14 protein-coding genes are annotated in these 17,117 nt (G+C 64.8%); 11 read left to right on the top strand and 3 right to left on the bottom strand.

All coding sequences use genetic code 11. The annotated features are described in order from the left end of the window. Positions 1–113 precede the first annotated feature (113 nt). From QGV54_RS08730 to QGV54_RS08695, 8 genes are all read left to right on the top strand, one after another. Entirely contained in the window at positions 114–2,396 is a 2,283-nt protein-coding gene (locus tag QGV54_RS08730; RefSeq protein WP_281017230.1) for a PAS domain-containing sensor histidine kinase, read from the top strand. After that, on the top strand, positions 2,374–3,759 hold the full coding sequence (locus QGV54_RS08725; protein ID WP_281017231.1) for a sigma-54 dependent transcriptional regulator: 1,386 nt from the start codon (positions 2,374–2,376) through the stop codon (positions 3,757–3,759). The genes QGV54_RS08730 and QGV54_RS08725 overlap by 23 nt, the downstream gene beginning before the upstream one ends. 153 nt (positions 3,760–3,912) lie before the next feature. Next, on the top strand, positions 3,913–5,289 hold the full coding sequence (gene trkA, locus QGV54_RS08720) for a Trk system potassium transporter TrkA (protein ID WP_281017232.1): 1,377 nt from the start codon (positions 3,913–3,915) through the stop codon (positions 5,287–5,289). Between the two features lie 52 nt (positions 5,290–5,341). Then, positions 5,342–6,802: a potassium transporter TrkG gene (locus QGV54_RS08715; protein ID WP_281017233.1), complete on the top strand. Its 1,461-nt coding sequence runs from the start codon at positions 5,342–5,344 to the stop codon at positions 6,800–6,802. A gap of 45 nt (positions 6,803–6,847) precedes the next feature. Further along, the gene (locus QGV54_RS08710; RefSeq protein ID WP_281017234.1) at positions 6,848–7,732 is read left to right on the top strand and encodes a D-amino-acid transaminase; all 885 of its coding nucleotides are present in this window, start codon (positions 6,848–6,850) and stop codon (positions 7,730–7,732) included. Between the two features lie 198 nt (positions 7,733–7,930). Then, positions 7,931–8,179 (top strand): RNA chaperone Hfq, encoded by a 249-nt coding sequence (gene hfq / locus QGV54_RS08705; protein ID WP_281017235.1) that lies wholly within the window; start codon positions 7,931–7,933, stop codon positions 8,177–8,179. 101 nt (positions 8,180–8,280) lie between these two features. Next, the gene (gene hflX, locus QGV54_RS08700; RefSeq protein WP_348637710.1) at positions 8,281–9,513 is read left to right on the top strand and encodes a GTPase HflX; all 1,233 of its coding nucleotides are present in this window, start codon (positions 8,281–8,283) and stop codon (positions 9,511–9,513) included. Next, positions 9,510–10,442, top strand: a complete 933-nt coding sequence (locus QGV54_RS08695; RefSeq protein ID WP_281017237.1) for a TauD/TfdA family dioxygenase — start codon at positions 9,510–9,512, stop codon at positions 10,440–10,442. The genes hflX and QGV54_RS08695 overlap by 4 nt, the downstream gene beginning before the upstream one ends. Here QGV54_RS08695 and QGV54_RS08690 read toward each other — a convergent pair. The 3 genes from QGV54_RS08690 to QGV54_RS08680 all read right to left on the bottom strand — a co-directional run bounded on the left by QGV54_RS08690 (position 10,363) and on the right by QGV54_RS08680 (position 13,354). After that, entirely contained in the window at positions 10,363–11,307 is a 945-nt protein-coding gene (locus tag QGV54_RS08690) for a prephenate/arogenate dehydrogenase family protein (protein ID WP_281017238.1), read from the bottom strand. The two genes, QGV54_RS08695 and QGV54_RS08690, sit on opposite strands and share 80 nt — an antisense overlap. Beyond that, positions 11,304–12,395: a histidinol-phosphate transaminase gene (gene hisC, locus QGV54_RS08685; RefSeq protein ID WP_281017239.1), complete on the bottom strand. Its 1,092-nt coding sequence runs from the start codon at positions 12,393–12,395 to the stop codon at positions 11,304–11,306. Before hisC ends, QGV54_RS08690 begins: the two co-directional genes overlap by 4 nt. Positions 12,396–12,484: 89 nt before the next feature. Continuing rightward, positions 12,485–13,354, bottom strand: coding sequence for a chorismate mutase (locus tag QGV54_RS08680; protein ID WP_281017240.1), 870 nt, complete (start codon positions 13,352–13,354; stop codon positions 12,485–12,487). A 208-nt stretch (positions 13,355–13,562) separates the two neighbouring features. Between QGV54_RS08680 and QGV54_RS08675 the strand changes: the two genes are divergently transcribed. The 3 genes from QGV54_RS08675 to pcaF all read left to right on the top strand — a co-directional run bounded on the left by QGV54_RS08675 (position 13,563) and on the right by pcaF (position 17,111). Continuing rightward, complete coding sequence (locus QGV54_RS08675) at positions 13,563–14,549, top strand: D-glycerate dehydrogenase (RefSeq protein WP_281017241.1); 987 nt, start codon at positions 13,563–13,565, stop codon at positions 14,547–14,549. A gap of 41 nt (positions 14,550–14,590) precedes the next feature. After that, positions 14,591–15,820 carry a kynureninase gene (gene kynU, locus QGV54_RS08670; protein WP_281017242.1) on the top strand — a complete coding sequence of 410 codons (1,230 nt, stop codon included), beginning with the start codon at positions 14,591–14,593 and terminating at the stop codon, positions 15,818–15,820. A gap of 85 nt (positions 15,821–15,905) precedes the next feature. After that, entirely contained in the window at positions 15,906–17,111 is a 1,206-nt protein-coding gene (pcaF, locus tag QGV54_RS08665; RefSeq protein ID WP_281017243.1) for a 3-oxoadipyl-CoA thiolase, read from the top strand. The last annotated feature ends 6 nt before the right edge of the window (positions 17,112–17,117 follow it).

Genomic DNA, 17,117 nt, shown 5'->3' with positions numbered 1-17,117 from the left:
CATCAGCCACCCCCTGACGCCCGCAGCCAAGCTGGCCTATAGTCCGGGACGTGTTGAGGCACTGATTCCGGAAACCCATGACCGCGCCCGCCCAAGAATCCAGGACACCTGCCGTGATCCGCCTGCGCAACAGGATGCTGGACATGGAGGTCGGTCGCCTGGGTGCGTTCGGGCTGGCGGCCCTGGCGCTGGGGGCGGGGGCGGCGACCTATGCGACCCTGTTCCGCACCGAGGCGCCGCTGCAGAGCGTCGCCGAACTGCCGCCGCTGCTGATCATCTTCGATGTGCTGGTGCTGGTGCTGCTGGTCGTGGTCATCGTTGCGCGGGTCTGGCGCATCTGGCGGGCGCAGCGGGCCGGCATGGCCGGTGCCGCCCTGCACATGCGCCTGGCGAGCCTGTTTGCCGCCGCGGCGGTGGTTCCCGCGCTGCTGGTCGCGGGGTTCTCCACCCTGTTCTTCGACCTGCGGCTGGAGGGCTGGTTCAGTGAGCGGGCGCAGCAGGCCGTCGCCGAGTCGGTCGCTGTCGCGGAATCGCTGATCACCGAACATCGCGCGACCATCCGCGCCGATGCGCTGGCCATGGCGCAGGATCTCAATCGCGTCGCCGGATCGGTGCAGGACAACCGGAATTTGCTGAACCGTGTTGTCAGTGCCCAGGCCGGTGCGCGCGGGCTGAGCGAGGCCATTGTCTTTGATCGCAGCGGCACCATTCTGGCCCAGACCAGCCTGAGCTCCACGGGTCTTGCCGACCAGGTGCCGCTGTCGGCGATCGAGGAAGCAGACCGGGGCGATGTCGTGATGCTGTCCGACACATCCAACGCCCTGTCACCCAACACGCTGACCGGACTGCCGGATGACAAGTCCGCCGCGCTGATCCTGCTCGACGGGTATCTGGGGGTCTATCAGGTCTACCTCTATGTCGGACGGTTCGTGGAGCCACGGGTGGCGGCACAGGTCCAGCGCGCCCGTCAGGCGGCAGAGGACTATGAACGGCTTGCGGCCCAGCGTTTCGGCTTCGAACTCACGTTCTTCCTGATGTTCGTGGTGGTCACGGTGTTGCTGATGCTCGCGGCCGTCTGGCTGGCGCTGACGTTCTCCACGCGCATCTCCCGGCGGCTTGGTGGCGTCGTGGTGGCCGCCGAAAGGGTGCGGGAGGGCGATCTGGCCGCCCGCGTCGTCAACACCGGAGAGGACGACGAGATCGAGACACTGGGCCGGACCTTCAACCGGATGGCGCGACAGATCGAGAACCAGCAGGCCGAACTGCAACTGGCCAACCGGACGGTGGATGAACGCCGGCGGTTCATGGAGACCGTGCTCGCGGGTGTCACTGCCGGTGTCATCGGGCTGGATACGCGCGGCTTCATCGACGTGCCCAACCGTTCGGCCAGTCGGCTGCTGGGTCTGTCGCAGTCTGATCTTGTCGGACGTCACCTGGACGAGGCCGTGCCTGAGATGGCTGACCTGCTGCGTGATGCGACCGACCGTCCGAACCGGCTGGCGGAAGGCGAGATCAGCATCAGCCGCGAAGGCACGTCGAAGACATTCTTTGTCCGCGTCGGTGCCGAGCGCCGCAACAGCGAGGTGCTGGGCTATGTCGTGACCTTCGACGACATCACGGACCTTGTCTCTGCCCAGCGTATGGCGGTCTGGGCCGACGTGGCGCGCCGCATCGCGCACGAGATCCGCAACCCGCTGACACCGATCCAGCTCTCCGCAGAACGTCTGAAACGGAAGTATCTCAAGCAGATAACGACAGATCCGGAGATCTTCATTCAATGCACCGACACCATCGTCAGGCAGGTCGGTGACATCGGTCGGATGATCGAGGAGTTCTCGGCCTTCGCCAGAATGCCGGCCCCGGTGTTCCGCCCGGAGGATCTGGCGGACCTCATCCGCCAGTCGGCGTTCGCGGCGGAGGTCGCGAACCCCGACATCGACTACCAGCTTGAACTCGAGGCACTCGAATCACCTCTGATCTGCGACCGCAGACAGGTCGCCCAGGTGCTGACGAACGTCCTGAAGAACGCGTCTGAAGCCATTTCAGGCCGGGAGAACGGCACTGAGGCCGGTCGGATACGGGTGACACTGAAATGCCACAATGATGTCGCGGTGATAGCAGTCACGGACAATGGTATTGGACTCCCTGAAACCGCGCGGGACCGCTTGACCGAGCCCTATGTGACCACAAGAGATAAGGGTACCGGATTGGGCTTGGCGATCGTCCGCAAGATCATGGAGGAGCACTCCGGGGTGTTGCAGATTGGTGATGCACCCGACGGACCGGGGGCAGAGGTCCGCCTCTGCTTCCCGCTGAGGCACCCTGCGCCGGAGAGCGATGCGGGCGAACAGGATTTGAGGGTATTGGCGACCGATGGACATACTGATCGTCGATGATGAAGCTGACATCCGGGAGCTGGTCTCCGGAATTCTGGAGGACGAGGGCTACGTCACACGCGTGGCAGGCAATGCGGACGAGGCGCTGGCCGCCGTCAGCGAGCGCGCACCATCAATGGTCATTCTGGATATCTGGCTGCAGGGCAGTCGACTGGACGGGCTGGAGATCCTGGAGGTGATCCAGCAGATGGTGCCTGAGACCCCTATCGTCATGATCAGCGGCCACGGCACCATCGAGACCGCTGTGGCTGCCATTCAGCGTGGTGCCTATGACTTCATCGAGAAGCCGTTCAAGGCGGATCGCCTGACCCTGATCGTCGAACGCGCGCTGGAAGCCACCCGTCTGCGCCAGGAAAATGCAGAACTGCGCAGCCGGGCAGGGCGCAACACCGACCTGATCGGCGAATCCGCGCCAATGGTTTCCCTCCGCAGCGAGATCGAGCGCGTGGCCCCGACCAACAGCCGTGTCATGGTTTCGGGTCCGCCTGGCAGCGGCAAGGAAGTTGTTGCGCGCAACCTGCACAACCGCTCGCGCCGCTCCGGCGGTCCGTTCATCGTGGTCAGCGCGGCCACCATCGAACCCGACCGCATGGAGCTGGAACTGTTCGGGGAGGAAGCACGGCAGGATTCTGCCGGTGGCCCCCGAAAGATCGGGTTGCTGGAACGCGCGCACGGCGGAACCCTGTTCCTCGACGAAGTTTCCGACATGCCGGTGCAGACCCAGAACAAGATCCTGCGTGTCCTGCTGGACCAGACCTTTCAGCGCATCGGAGGCAGTCGTCCCGTCAGTGTCGATGTCCGTGTCATCTCCTCGACGAGTCGGGACCTGCCGCAACTGGTTGAAGAGGGCCTGTTCCGCGGTGACCTGTTTCACCGTCTGAACGTGGTGCCGATCAATGTGCCGCCGCTGCGCAGGGTGCGGGAGGATATTCCGGCCCTGGTCGACTATTTCATGCGGCGCACGGCAGAGAACTCTGGCCTCGCACCGCGCCCGGTGGCGGAGGCAGCCATTGCCGCGTTGCAGGCCTGTGACTGGCCCGGAAATGCACGCCAGTTGCGCAATGTGGTGGAGCGGCTGCTGATCATGGCGCCGGGCGAATCCCGCTCCCCGATCACGCTGGAAATGCTGCCGCCGGACATCACCAATCCGGCTGCGGCCACGCTGCGCCCCGATACGGGCAAGGAGATCATGTCCCTGCCACTCAGGGAGGCGCGGGAGATCTTCGAACGGGAGTATCTGCTGTCGCAGATCGACCGGTTCGGCGGCAATGTCACCAAGACGGCGGCCTTCGTCGGCATGGAGCGCTCCGCCCTGCACCGGAAGCTGAAACTGCTGGGTGTCTCGTCGGAGCGCGGACGGTAGATCGGACAGCATCTCCACCCGTGGGCCGCGTCAGTAGGTTCCGCAGCGGAAAACGGTTCGAATTCCATCACAAGCTGAATCCCACTAGGATGCGTTGTCGGCCCGGACAATTCCGTTCGCGTCGCGATGCTGCAGTCGACGGGTTGGCGTTTCATGAAGGTGATTGTCTGCGGAGCGGGACAGGTCGGGTCCAACATTGCGCGCCATCTGGCGGCGGAGCGCAACGACGTGACCATCATCGACCAGTCCCCTGAACTGATCCGCCGGATCAGTGAGGCATATGACGTCCAGGGGCTGGTGGGCTTTGCCTCGCACCCCGACATGCTGGACCGGGCAGGGGCTGCCGACGCCGACATGCTGGTCGCCGTGACCTTCGCGGACGAGGTCAACATGGTGGCCTGCCAGGTGGCACATTCGATCTTCGATGTGCCGACCAAGATTGCCCGCATCCGGGCGCAGAGCTATCTCCGCCCCTCGTTCTCCAATCTCTTCACCCGTGACCACATGCCCATCGACGTGATCATCTCGCCGGAGCGGGAGGTGGCCGAAGCGGTGAATCGCGCCCTGCACATGCCGGGCGCATTCGACATGCTGCCTTTCGCCGACGATCTGGTCCGGATGATCGGCGTCCATATCGACAATGACTGCCCCATCGCGCACCAGCAGCTTCGTCAGCTCACCGAACTGTTCCCGAACCTGAACATCATCGTCACCGGCATCGTGCGGGCGGGGAAACTGTTCGTTCCCACCTCCGTTGACCAGATGCTGCCCGGGGATGATGTCTACTTCGTGGTCGACACCGACCATGCGGCCCGCGCCATGCCCCTGTTCGGCCATGACGAGAATGAGGCCCAGAGGGTCGTGATCGTGGGCGGCGGCAACATCGGACTCTTCCTCGGCAATGCGCTGGAACACCAGGAAGGCCGGGTCAATCTGAAGATCGTGGAGGCGGACAGGGCACGGGCGGAACTGGTGGCCGAGAAACTGGACAAGGCCGTCGTGATCTGTGGCAACGCGCTGGATACGGAGATCATGGAAGAGGCCAACATTGCCTCCGCCCATGCCATCGTCGCGCTGACCAATGACGACGAGACCAATATCCTTGCATCACTGATGGCCAAGCAGCTTGGCTGTGACACGGCCATCACGCTGGTGAACAACCAGGCCTATCAGTCGCTGGTGGGATCGCTGGGCATCGACGTCGCCATTGACCCCCGCGCCACGACGGTTTCAAGTATCCTGCGCCATGTCCGGCGCGGGCGGATCAAGAGTGTCTATTCGCTGCGTGACGGCGTGGCGGAGGTCATGGAGGCGGAGGCGCTTGAAACATCCGCTCTCGTCGGCAAGCCATTGCGGGAAATCGCGCTGCCGGAGGGGGTCATCATCGGTGCCGTGGTGCGCCGCAAGGCGGTACTGAAACCGCGGGGAACCATGGTCATCGAACGCGATGACCGGGTGATCTTCTTCGCCCTGAGGGAAAGCGTGAAGAAACTGGAGAAGCTGCTGGCCGTCGGTCTCGACTTCTTCTGACAGACCACCATCACATGATGCGCAGGTCGCAGCACAGGCAGGGAAATCGGGCATGGCGCTGACGGCTGTCATAGCGATCTTTGGCTGGTCCACGGTGATCTTCGCCGCAGCCATGTTGCTGCCGATTCCCGTCGCGCTGTTCTACGGGGAGACGGGAACACCCTTCACCTTCCTCGTCTCGGCCCTGATCACGGCCATGGTCGGGGGCGCGCTGACTGTCGTCTCCCTGAGTTCCACGCATCGCCGTACCGGTCGGCGGGAGGCATTTCTGCTCGCCGTCATGATCTGGGTCATGCTGCCGGTCTTCGGTGCCCTGCCGTTTCTGACGGTTGCCGATCCGCTGGATGCCTTCCTGGAATCCATGTCCGGTCTCACGACCACCGGTTTCAGTGTCTTTGACACGCCTGAAGCGCTGCCGCGGTCGCTGCTGTTCTGGCGGGCCGAGTTGCAGTGGATGGGGGGGCTGGCCACCATCATGCTCGCCGTCGTGCTGCTGGGCCTTTTCGGCCTGGGCGGGCTGGCGGTATACCGCAGCGCCATTCCGGCCGGCGACAGCACGGCGCTCTCGGGACGCCTGAAGGACACACTCTCCGCGATCTGGTGGGTCTACAGCATCATGACGCTGACCTGTGCGCTGCTGCTCTGGCTCAGCGGCGTGCGGCCATTTGATGCCCTCTGCTATGCCATGAGCACGATCTCGACGGGCGGCTTCGTCACCTCGTCCGAGGGTGTGGCCGGGTTCTCCTCCATCAGCATGGCGATCCTGGTCGTCTTCATGTGGGGCTCGGCACTGAACTTCACGCTGCACTGGGCGGCCTGCCACGGTCGGTGGCGGGTCTATTACGCCGATCCCGAGTTCAGGGCCTTCGGCCGGCTCTGCCTGATATCGGCGGCGCTCATCGCGCTGGTTCATGCGTCAGCCACGGGCGGCGATCCGCTGGAATCGCTGGGGGCCGCACTTTTCTCGGTCGCGTCCGTCGCCTCGACGACAGGTTTCGTGGGACTTTCCATGGAGTCCGGTGTGATCGACGTTCCCTGGCCGACCGGCGTGTCCGTTGTCCTGCTGACCCTGATGATGATCGGCGGTGCCGCAGGCTCGACAGCGGGGGGCTTCAAGCTCATGCGCTTTGCGCTGCTGATCCGCCAGGGCGGCGCCGAACTGGCGCGCCTGTCGTTTCCGAACGGCATCAAGCTGGTCAGCTATGGCGGATATCGTGTTGAATCCGCTGTCTTAAGGTCGGCCTGGAACTATGTGATCCTGTTTGCCATTTCGGTTGCTGTTCTGGCCTTGCTGATCGATCTGGATGGGCACGACCTGCCGACCGCGCTCGCCCTGGCCATTGGTGCCATGAGCAATGCGGGGCAGGCGGCGACCTATGTCACTGTGGAGGCAATCTCGATCGTCGGTCTCGACCCGGTGTCCAAAATAGGTATCGTGATCGGCATGCTGGCGGGCCGTCTGGAACTGCTGGCGCTGATCGGTCTGTTCATGCCGTCGTTCTGGGGGCGGTAGGCCGCCAGTCCTTGCAAGAGCTTCAACAGGTACGGGATCAACACAGTGGGCAGAGTGGCATTCGTGAACGGCCAGTACGTTCCGCATGGTCTGGCAAGCGTGCATGTGGAGGACCGGGGCTATCAGTTTGCCGATGGCGTCTATGAGGTGATTCCCGTCATCGCCGGCAAGCAGATTGACGGGATCGGCCATCGCGAACGTCTTGCACGCAGCCTTCGGGAACTGCGCATCACGCCGCCCATGACCGACCGTGCGCTCGCGCTGGTGATCGAGGAAGTGATCCGTCGTAACCGGGTCCGCACCGGACACGTCTATCTGCAGATCACACGCGGTGTCGCGCCGCGGGACCACGCATTCCCGGCGGACCCGGAGTCGGCGATTGTCGTCTACGCCAACAGCAAGCCCGCAGGCGGCCTGGGCAAGCAGGCCGAAGTTGGGGTGCAGGTCATCACCGCACCGGACCAGCGCTGGGCGCGGTGCGACATCAAGACCGTGGGGTTGCTGCCCAACTGCCTGGCCAAGCAGTCCGCGCGGGAGGCCGGTGCACATGAGGCCTTCATGTATGATGCGGATGGCTACGTGACCGAGGGCAGTTCCACCAACGCCTGGATCGTTGACGGCGAGGGTCGGCTGGTCACCCGGCCCGTCAGCCATGACATCCTGAACGGCATCACCCGCCTGTCCCTGATCAGCCTGGTCGAGGGGGAGGGGATAGAGGTTGTCGAACGTCCCTTCACGGTCGAGGAGCTGAAGAGCGCGCGGGAGGTGTTCCTGACCAGTGCATCCGCCCTCGCCACACCTGTTGTCCAGGTGGATGACCGTGTGATCGGCAACGGGCGTCCCGGCAGTGTGACATCCCGTCTGGTTGAGATATTTCGCAACTATGTCGCGTCGGAACAGGTTGACGCGGCGGCAGGAAAGACCATCTGAGTCCCACTGACAGTTGTGGTGCGTCCTCGCTCAGGTTGATGCCCCGGCAGCAGCGGTTTGCCGCTATGCAAAATGGTGGCTTGTGTGCGGGGCAGCAAAAATCCCAGTGTAGAGTTGTATAGTAGCTCTTCCGGTTGCACGTGTTCGAGGCTTCCAAGAAGCCGGTGCGGGCCGGAACAAAAAGAAGGAACGACGCAAATGGCAAGCGAGCGTCCGCAGAATGTACAGGATGTATTCCTGAATCATGTTCGGAAGAACAAGGTGCCGGTCACCGTGTTTCTGGTGAATGGCGTCAAGCTTCAGGGCATGATCAGCTGGTTCGACAATTTCTGTGTACTGCTGCGCCGGGACGCCCATGTTCAGCTTGTCTACAAGCATGCGATTTCCACGGTAATGCCTTCACAGCCTGTCGACCTTTTCGAGCATATTCCGGCACCGTCTGCATGATGGTCTGCGCCGGAACCCTCTGGAAAGACTGACATTTGACTGAACAACATGGAACGGGTGCCGTTGGTGCCCGAACGCTGCTGATCGATCCCTGGTTGCCGATGGAGGCAACACGGGAGCCTTCGGTGGCGCTGGAGGAGGCTGTTGGCCTCTGTGACGCCATCCAGCTGGATGTGCGCCACGCGGAATCCCTGCGTCTCGACAATCCCCGCCCGTCGACCCTGATCGGCGGCGGCAAGGTGGCCGAGATCGCGGCCGCCGTGGAGGCACAGGAACTGGAACTGGTCGTGGTCGACGCCACTCTCTCGCCGACGCAGCAGCGCAATCTGGAGCGGGCGGTCGGGGCGAAGGTGATCGACCGTACCGGTCTGATTCTGGAGATATTCGGTGCCCGGGCCCGCACGCGGGAAGGGCGGCTGCAGGTCGAACTCGCACATCTGCAGTACCAGCGTTCCCGCCTGGTGCGGTCCTGGACCCATCTGGAACGGCAGCGCGGCGGTGCAGGATTCCTCGGCGGCCCGGGTGAATCGCAGATCGAGATCGACCGGCGTCTGATCGATGAACGTATCGTGCGACTGAAATCCGACCTGGAACACGTCAAGCGCACCCGCGGCCTGCACCGGAAACCCCGACAGGACGTGCCGTTCCCGGTCGTGGCGCTGGTTGGCTACACCAATGCCGGCAAGTCCACGCTGTTCAATCATCTCAGCGGCGCGAAGGTCTATGCCCGTGACCAGCTCTTCGCGACACTGGACCCGACGATGCGGGCCGTGACCCTGTCGGACGGGCGCCCGGTGATCCTCTCCGACACGGTGGGGTTCGTTGCCGACCTGCCGACCCAGCTTGTCGCCGCCTTCTCCGCGACGCTGGAGGAGGTGGTGGAGGCCGACATCATCCTGCATGTCCGCGATGCCGCCCAGCCGGACAGCCAGGCGCAGGCCGCCGATGTGGCTGGCGTGCTGGAGGGACTGGGCATCGACCCCGGCGACACACCGCGGATCGTGGAGGTCTACAACAAGATCGACCTGCTGGATGCGGAGACCCGACAGGCTGTGGCTGACGAGGCTGCGGCACGGAAGTTCCCCGGCGTGCTTGTCTCCGCGATCACGGGGGAGGGGCTGGATGATCTGGCGGCAGAAATCGCCCGCCGCATCGCCCGCACCAAGGTCGAGGTCGTGACGACGGTCGATCCCGCCGATGGCGCGTCTCTCGCCTGGCTCTACCGGAACAGCGAGATCCTGTCGCGGCAGGACGGGGAACAGGCGATCAGCCTGACGGTCCGCATGTCCCCGGCCGACGCCGGACGCTGGGCCAAGGAGCATCCCGGATCATGAAACTGGCCCCGTTGCATGATCGCTTCGGGGTGGAGGTCCTGGATGTTGACGTGCGCCAGGTGCGTGCGGGGCCACTTTTCGGGCGGATCAGGGCAGCGTTCGAGGAACACTCCCTGCTGCTCTTCCGGAACCAGGACCTCGATGATGCGGCGCACCTTCGCTTCGGCGCGCTATTCGGTCCGGTCGAGGATCGCTCCATGGGCGCGAATGGGCCTGATCCGCGGATGGACAATGTCACCAACCGGCTGGCCGACGGAACCGTCGCTGCGCCTGACAGCCTGCATACCCTCAATCTGACCGGGAATCAGCTCTGGCACACCGACAGCACCTTCCTGCCGGTGCCAGCGCTCGCCAACCTGCTGGCGGCCCGTGTCCTGCCGTCGGAAGGTGGCGAGACGGAGCTGGTGTCCACCCGCGTCGCCTGGGCCGACATGCCGCGGGACCTGAAGGCACGGACGCAGGGGGCCATATTCAGACACAGGCTTGCGCACTCGCGGGCACGCATCTCCGGGGAACTTGCCGCTCGCCCGGAAATGAACCGCTGGGGCGACCAGCTCTGGCGGTCGCTTTGGCGCAACCCCGTGAATGGCACGGACTCGCTCTATATCGCCTCCCACGCCTGTGGTGTCGAAGGCATGGAACCGGATGCAGGGCTGGCCCTGATCGATGAACTGATCGATTTCGCCACGCGCCCGGCCATGGTCTACAGCCATGTCTGGCAACCGGGAGACCTGCTGGTATGGGATGAACGCGCCACCCTGCACCGGGGGCGGTCCTGGCCCTATGAGCAGGAACGCACGCTGGCCAGCATCTGCATCTCCGCCGGTGCCCGCGACGGCCTCGCGAGTGTCACGCCTTGGGCAGGTCCGGTTCCTCCGCCACGTGCCGGCCGAAGTCGGGCACATCGGTTTCCTGACCCGCGTCGATGATCGCGCGACGGATGTCGCGGGTGCGGGTGAACAGGTCGAACAGGGCGTCGCCGTCGGACCAGCGGATCGCCCGTTGCAGGGCGGCCAGATCCTCCGTGAAGCGGCCCAGCATCTCCAGCACGGCCTCCCGGTTGTTCAGGAACACGTCGCGCCACATGGTCGGGTCAGACGCGGCAATGCGGGTGAAATCGCGGAAACCGGCGGCTGAGAACTTGATCACCTCGGACTTCGTGACCGCCTCCATGTCATCCGCCGTGCCCACGATGTTGTAGGCGATCAGATGCGGGATATGACTGGTGATGGCCAGCACCTGATCGTGGTGCTTCGTGTCCATGGTCTCCACCAGAGCGCCCATCGCAACCCAGAAGCTGCTCAGACGTTCGGTCGCTTCGGCATCGCCCCCGGGAAGGGGCGTGAGGATGCACCAGCGACCACGGAACAGGCTGGCAAACCCGGCATCCGGCCCGGAATTCTCCGTGCCTGCGATCGGGTGTGCCGGAACGAAGTGGGCGTGCGAAGGAACATGCGGTCCGACCGCGCGAACGACACCATCCTTCACCGACCCGACATCGGAGAGGATTGCGCCCGCCTCAAGGGCAGGTCCGACTTCCGCCGCCACGGTGCCCATGACACCGACCGGTGTGCAGATAATCACCAGATCGGATCCGACCACGGCCTCCGCATTGCTCGCGAAGGCCTGGTCCACCAGGCCGGAACGCAGGGCCCGTGCCCGATGGTCGGCATCGGGCGTAGCACAGACGATCTCCTCCGCCAGCCCGTCCACCCGCGCGGCGCGTGCAATGGACGAGGCGATGAGGCCGATCCCGATCAGGGTCAGCCGCCGAAACGGAATGAAATCACTCATCCTTCGGTCAGGAACTGCTGCAGGGCCGCAACAACCGCCTCATTGTCCGCCTTGGTGCCGATGGTGATGCGCAGGGCTTCAGGCAGCCCGTAGCCGCCCATCTGGCGCAGGATGATGCCGCGCGCCCGCAGGTAGGCATCCGCCGCATTCGCCTGATCCGGGCCACCGGGAAAGCGGGCGAGGACGAAATTGCCGATGGACGGCGGCACATCGAAGCCAAGAGCCTGCAGCTTGTCGGTCATCCAGGGCAGCCAGCGGTCGTTGTGCGCCCGTGCCGCATCCAGATGCGCGGTATCCTCCAGCGCGGCAATCGCCGCCGCCTGCGCCATCAGGTTGGTGTTGAACGGCCCCCGTGCACGATGCAGCACGCTGATGATCTCCGGTGCCGCATAGGCCCAGCCGACCCGCAGTCCGGCCAGTCCGAAGATCTTGGAGAAGGTGCGCGTCATGATGACATTGTCATGCTTCGCGACCAGCGCCGCGCCGGAGTCGTAGTCGTTCTTGCCGACGTATTCGGCGTAGGCCGCGTCGATGACCAGCAGGATGTCGTCGCGCAGGCCGTCGCGCAGGCGCGCAACCTCGTCACGCGACAGGTAGGTTCCGGTCGGATTGTTGGGGTTCGCGAGAAACAGGATGCGGGTGCGTGGCGTCACTGCGGCCAGCAGCGCATCGACATCGGCGCAGAAATCCGTCTCGGGCGCCGCGACCGGGGTTGCCCCGTTTGCCATGGCGGCGATCGGGTACATCAGGAAGCCGTGACGGCTGTAGAGCACTTCGTCACCGACACCGGCATAGGCGGAGGTGATCAGACCGATCAGCTCATCGGAGCCATTGCCACAGATCAGATTGTCCGCGGGCAGGCCGAAACGCTGCCCCAGCATCTGCCGCAGGCGCACCGCCCCGCCGTCCGGATAGCGATGCACCGTCTCGGCCATTTCCTTCAGGGCCGCGATGGCGCGCGGGCTGGCACCCAGCGGCGTCTCGTTTGCGGACAGCTTGCGGACGTTGTCCAGACCCTCAAGCTCCGATTCACCCCCCTTGTAAGGGGTGATCTGCATCAGGCCGGGTTGTGGTGTTGGCGTGGTCATGGCGGCAAACCTCAGGATAGCACCTCGGCACGGGACAGGACCGTGCAAGGGCGCGATAGCACTGCAAGGGCGCAGGGTCCAGAGCGGCGTCAGCCCCGGCTGTCGAGCATCCCGACTGGCCGGGCCGCGGCCCCGATCGGAATGGCCCGGTGGATCTGGCCTTCCGACTGTTGCTCCAGTGCGGCGATGCGGGGGTCACCACGACTGACGAAACCATCGATCTCCAGCAACTGCTTGAAATCATCCTCCCGGCCGCTGGTCGCGATCACGTGGCCGGAAAGACCATGCCGGTCCAGCAGGCCGCCGAGGCGGGTCCGGCTGAGCTCAGGGTCGGTCTGCACGACCACATAGCTGGTGTCGTCGCCGGATTCCTCCGCCGGATAGGTCGCGACGACCATCAGCTTGCGGTCCTCGAAGTGGCCCGTGGCGCTCTCGAAGAACGGCAGTGCGGTGACGACGCTGGCCGAAAGGTCGGATGTAGCCATGTGCGGCCACCAGGGTGACGGAACATCGTGATCCGGCCAGGGCAGGACGCCGATGGTACCCGGCGTCTCAAGCTCCTGCAGGACTCGCTGTGCGCTGCCGCACAGTGTGATGGGGGCAATGGTGCCGAAATGGTTCCGAACCACGTCCCAGTGGCTGATGGACCGCTCCGGCGCATGCAGCGCGATGCGGAAGGGGGACTGCATCTGGCAGGCATCGGCGATCAGTTCGCGCCAGATGCGGGCGACCGAGGCGACAGGCATGGCACCGTCATGTCGCTTGACCAGGGCACGGATGACATTGGCCTCCCGGCCCGGACGCACGATCGGCGCGGCGGCACCGCCGGAGGCACGCTTGGCCAGCCCGACACGCTTCACGACCGCGGCGCGCTCCCGCAACAGGGCGTGCAGCTCCTGATCGATCCGGTCGATGTCGGCCCTCAGCTTGTCCAGGCTCGCGTTGGCTTCATCAGCCATGCCCATCTTGCTCCCTCATGCTCGCACGGTCCCGCTGTCCTGGGACCGTCTCCCCTGCGGCGCGGGAGGATAATGGCAAGCTTGGATTCCGAAAACACAATTCGATGCGGCATGTGACGCCGACACGTCCGGTGATTGCTGGACAAGGCGGGAAGCCGCTGATACTCCAGCGTCAAGCGCCGTACCGCACGAGGGATTGCCGAGCATCATGAGCACCAACAAGAAGCCGCTGGTCGTTGTCACCCGCAAGCTGCCCGATCCGATCGAGACCCGGATGATGGAGCTGTTCGACACCCGCCTGAACCTCGATGACACGCCGATGACGAAGGCGGAACTGATCGAGGCCGTGAAGGTTGCCGATGTCCTTGTCCCCACGGTGACGGACCGGATCGATGCCGCCATCCTCAGCCAGGCCAACCCGAACCTGAGGCTGATCGCCAGCTTCGGCACGGGCGTGGACCACATCGACCTTGCCGGCGCGCGCCAGCGGGGGATCACTGTCTGCAACACGCCGGGTGTGCTGACCGAGGATACCGCCGACATGACGATGGCGCTGCTGCTGGCCGTGCCGCGCCGCCTGACCGAGGGTGAGCGCAAGCTCAGGGAAGGGGACTGGCAGGGCTGGTCACCGACACAGATGCTGGGTCACCGGATCTGGGGCAAGCGCCTCGGCATCATCGGCATGGGCCGGATCGGCACTGCCGTCGCCCGCCGTGCCCGCGCTTTCGGCCTGTCGATTCACTATCACAACCGCCGCCGCCTGCACGAAAGCATCGAGAAGGATCTGGAGGCGACCTACTGGGAGAGCCTGGACCAGATGCTGGCCCGCATGGACATCATCTCCGTCAACTGCCCGCATACGCCCGCGACATACCATCTGCTCTCCGCCCGGCGCCTGAAGCTGATGCGGCCGACGTCGTATCTGGTGAACACCTCCCGCGGCGAGGTGATCGACGAGAACGCGCTGACACGGATGCTGCGGGCAGGCGACATCGCCGGAGCGGGGCTGGACGTGTTCGAGCATGAACCCGCCGTGAACCCGAAGCTCCTGGCGCTCGACAATGTCGTGCTGCTGCCGCACATGGGCTCCGCGACCATCGAGGGACGTGTGGACATGGGCGAGAAGGTGCTGATCAACATCAAGACCTTCGTTGACGGCCACACCCCGCCGGACCGGGTACTGCCCGACCTCTGAGAGCGGACGCGGGTATCGGCGGGAAGCAGCAGGGCCACGCAATGGATGACCTGACGCAACGTGCCGCCGATCTCGATGCCGCCGACCCGCTTTCCGGCTGGCGGGAACGTTTCACCATTCCCGCGGGGCTGGTCTATCTGGATGGCAATTCCCTCGGGGTGCTGCCTTGCAACGTTCCGGCACGGGTGGCGGACGCGGTCTCGCGCGGCTGGGGTGAACAGCTCATCCGGGGCTGGAACGCGGAAGGCTGGATGGACCTGCCACGCCGCATCGGCGACCGGATTGCCGGACTGATAGGCGCACCCGAGAGTTCGGTGATCTGCGCCGATTCGACTTCCATCAATCTCGCCAAGGTCTTGCAGGCCGCTCTTGCCATGGTACCGGAACGCCAGGTGGTGCTCTCCGACACCGGCAATTTCCCGACCGACCTGTATGTGGCGCAGGGTCAGCTCGGCCGGGCAGGGACATTGACGACTGTCGCGCCGGAGGATGTTGCGGCTGCCATGACGCCGGATGTCGGGGTCCTGATGCTGACACAGGTCGACTACCGATCCGGGCGACTGCACGACATGCATGCCCTGACCGCCCGCGCCCGTGATCTTGGCATCGTGACGATCTGGGACCTGGCGCACTCGGCGGGTGCCCTGCCGGTCGATCTTGCCGGAGCCGGAGCGGATTTTGCCGTCGGCTGCGGCTACAAGTATCTCAATGGCGGCCCCGGCGCGCCGGCGTTCCTCTATGTGCGCCCCGAACTGCAGAATCAGGTGAACAGCCACCTGACCGGCTGGATGGGCCACGCAGCGCCTTTTGCGTTCGATCCGGACTATCGTCCCGCAGAAGGCATCGACCGGTTCCGGGTCGGCACCCCGGCTATCCTGTCGATGGTCGCCATGGATGCGGCGCTGGATGTCTGGGACGATGTGGACATGCAGGCCGTGCGGGCAAAGTCTCTTGCCCTAGGCGATCTGTTCATCGCCTGCATTGACCGGTTCGCCGGCGACCATGATCTGCGCCTGGCCAGCCCACGCGACGGCGACAGCCGCGGATCACAGGTGTCATGGCACTGTCCTGATGGCTACGCCGTCATGCAGGCTCTGATCGACCAGGGCGTGATCGGCGACTTCCGGGAACCGGACGTGATCCGCTTCGGCTTCACGCCGCTCTATCTTTCGTTCGCGGATGTGCTGAAGGCCGCGAAGACGCTGGAGGACATCCTGCGCAACCGGACCTGGGATCAGCCGCGGTTCCATGCACGCGCCAAAGTGACCTGATAACGGAAGCGGTTGAGACGTTTACAGCGTCGGCGGACGCCCTATCCTTTGAAAAACAGTGAACCACCCCGAGAGGAAACGAGACATGGCTGAAGCGTTTGTATGTGAGGCAGTGCGGACACCGTTCGGACGCTTTGGCGGCGGGCTGAAGACTGTACGCGCCGACGATCTGGCGGCTCACCCGCTGAAGGCGCTGAAGGAGAAGCTGACCGGCGTCGACTGGGACGCCGTGGATGACGTGATCTACGGCTGTGCCAATCAGGCGGGGGAGGACAACCGCAATGTCGCCCGCATGGCCTCCCTGCTGGCCGGCCTGCCGGAGAGTGTTCCCGGCTCCACCATCAACCGGCTCTGCGGGTCGTCCATGGATGCCGTCGGTACGGCAGCACGCGCGGTGAAGGCAGGCGAGGCGGAACTGATGATCGGCGGCGGTGTCGAGAGCATGACCCGCGCGCCCTTCGTCATGGGCAAGGCGGACAGCGCGTTTTCCCGCTCGGCACAGATGTATGACACCACCATCGGCTGGCGGTTCGTCAATCCGCAGATGAAGAAGATGTACGGCGTCGATTCCATGCCGGAGACGGCGGAGAACGTGGCCGCCGATTACCAGATCAAGCGCGAGGATCAGGACGCCTTTGCCTTCCGCAGCCAGCAGCGCGCGGCGAAGTCACAGGCGGACGGTATCTTCGCGGAGGAGATCGCGGCGGTGACCATCCCGCAGCGCAAGGGCGATCCTGTCGTTGTGGCCGATGATGAACATATTCGCGGCGGTACCACGCTGGAGGCCCTCGCCAAGCTGCCCGCGCCGTTCCGTGAAGGTGGCTCCGTGACCGCAGGCAATGCCTCAGGCGTGAATGACGGCGCCTGCGCCATGATGATCGCGACGGAGGCGGCGGCAGCCCGCAATGGCCTGACTCCGCGTGCGCGCATCCTCGGCATGGCGACCGCCGGTGTGCCTCCCCGGATCATGGGCTTCGGTCCGGCCCCGGCGTCGGAGAAGGTGCTGGCACAGGTGGGGCTGACCATCGCCGACATGGACGTCATCGAACTGAACGAGGCCTTTGCCGCCCAGGCACTGGCCGTGACCCGTCAGCTCGGCCTGCCCGATGATGCTGATCACGTGAACCCGCATGGCGGTGCCATCGCCCTCGGCCATCCGCTGGGTGCCAGCGGCGCGCGCCTGATCCTGACAGCCGTCAACCAGTTGCACCGCACCGGCGGCCGCTATGCGCTCTGCACCATGTGCATCGGCGTCGGGCAGGGCATTGCCATCGTGCTGGAGCGGGTCTGAGCCTTC

The sequence above is a fragment of the Minwuia sp. IMCC3060 genome, from assembly GCF_029909435.1.
In the GTDB taxonomy this organism is placed as follows: Bacteria; Pseudomonadota; Alphaproteobacteria; order Minwuiales; family Minwuiaceae; genus Minwuia.
The sequence above is the reverse complement of the archived record's forward strand: the minus strand, read 5'-3'. Positions and strand labels throughout refer to the sequence as shown.

What these genes read in the sequence shown, in the direction of transcription:
- QGV54_RS08715 (WP_281017233.1), top strand. Translation starts at nt 5,342, where the DNA reads ATGGCGCTGACGGCTGTCATAGCGATCTTTGGCTGGTCCACGGTGATC.
- pcaF (WP_281017243.1), top strand. Translation starts at nt 15,906, where the DNA reads ATGGCTGAAGCGTTTGTATGTGAGGCAGTGCGGACACCGTTCGGACGC.
- trkA (WP_281017232.1), top strand. Translation starts at nt 3,913, where the DNA reads ATGAAGGTGATTGTCTGCGGAGCGGGACAGGTCGGGTCCAACATTGCG.
- hisC (WP_281017239.1), bottom strand. Translation starts at nt 12,395, where the DNA reads ATGACCACGCCAACACCACAACCCGGCCTGATGCAGATCACCCCTTAC.
- QGV54_RS08725 (WP_281017231.1), top strand. Translation starts at nt 2,374, where the DNA reads ATGGACATACTGATCGTCGATGATGAAGCTGACATCCGGGAGCTGGTC.
- QGV54_RS08680 (WP_281017240.1), bottom strand. Translation starts at nt 13,354, where the DNA reads ATGGCTGATGAAGCCAACGCGAGCCTGGACAAGCTGAGGGCCGACATC.
- QGV54_RS08695 (WP_281017237.1), top strand. Translation starts at nt 9,510, where the DNA reads ATGAAACTGGCCCCGTTGCATGATCGCTTCGGGGTGGAGGTCCTGGAT.
- QGV54_RS08690 (WP_281017238.1), bottom strand. Translation starts at nt 11,307, where the DNA reads ATGAGTGATTTCATTCCGTTTCGGCGGCTGACCCTGATCGGGATCGGC.
- hflX (WP_348637710.1), top strand. Translation starts at nt 8,281, where the DNA reads ATGGAGGCAACACGGGAGCCTTCGGTGGCGCTGGAGGAGGCTGTTGGC.
- QGV54_RS08675 (WP_281017241.1), top strand. Translation starts at nt 13,563, where the DNA reads ATGAGCACCAACAAGAAGCCGCTGGTCGTTGTCACCCGCAAGCTGCCC.
- hfq (WP_281017235.1), top strand. Translation starts at nt 7,931, where the DNA reads ATGGCAAGCGAGCGTCCGCAGAATGTACAGGATGTATTCCTGAATCAT.
- kynU (WP_281017242.1), top strand. Translation starts at nt 14,591, where the DNA reads ATGGATGACCTGACGCAACGTGCCGCCGATCTCGATGCCGCCGACCCG.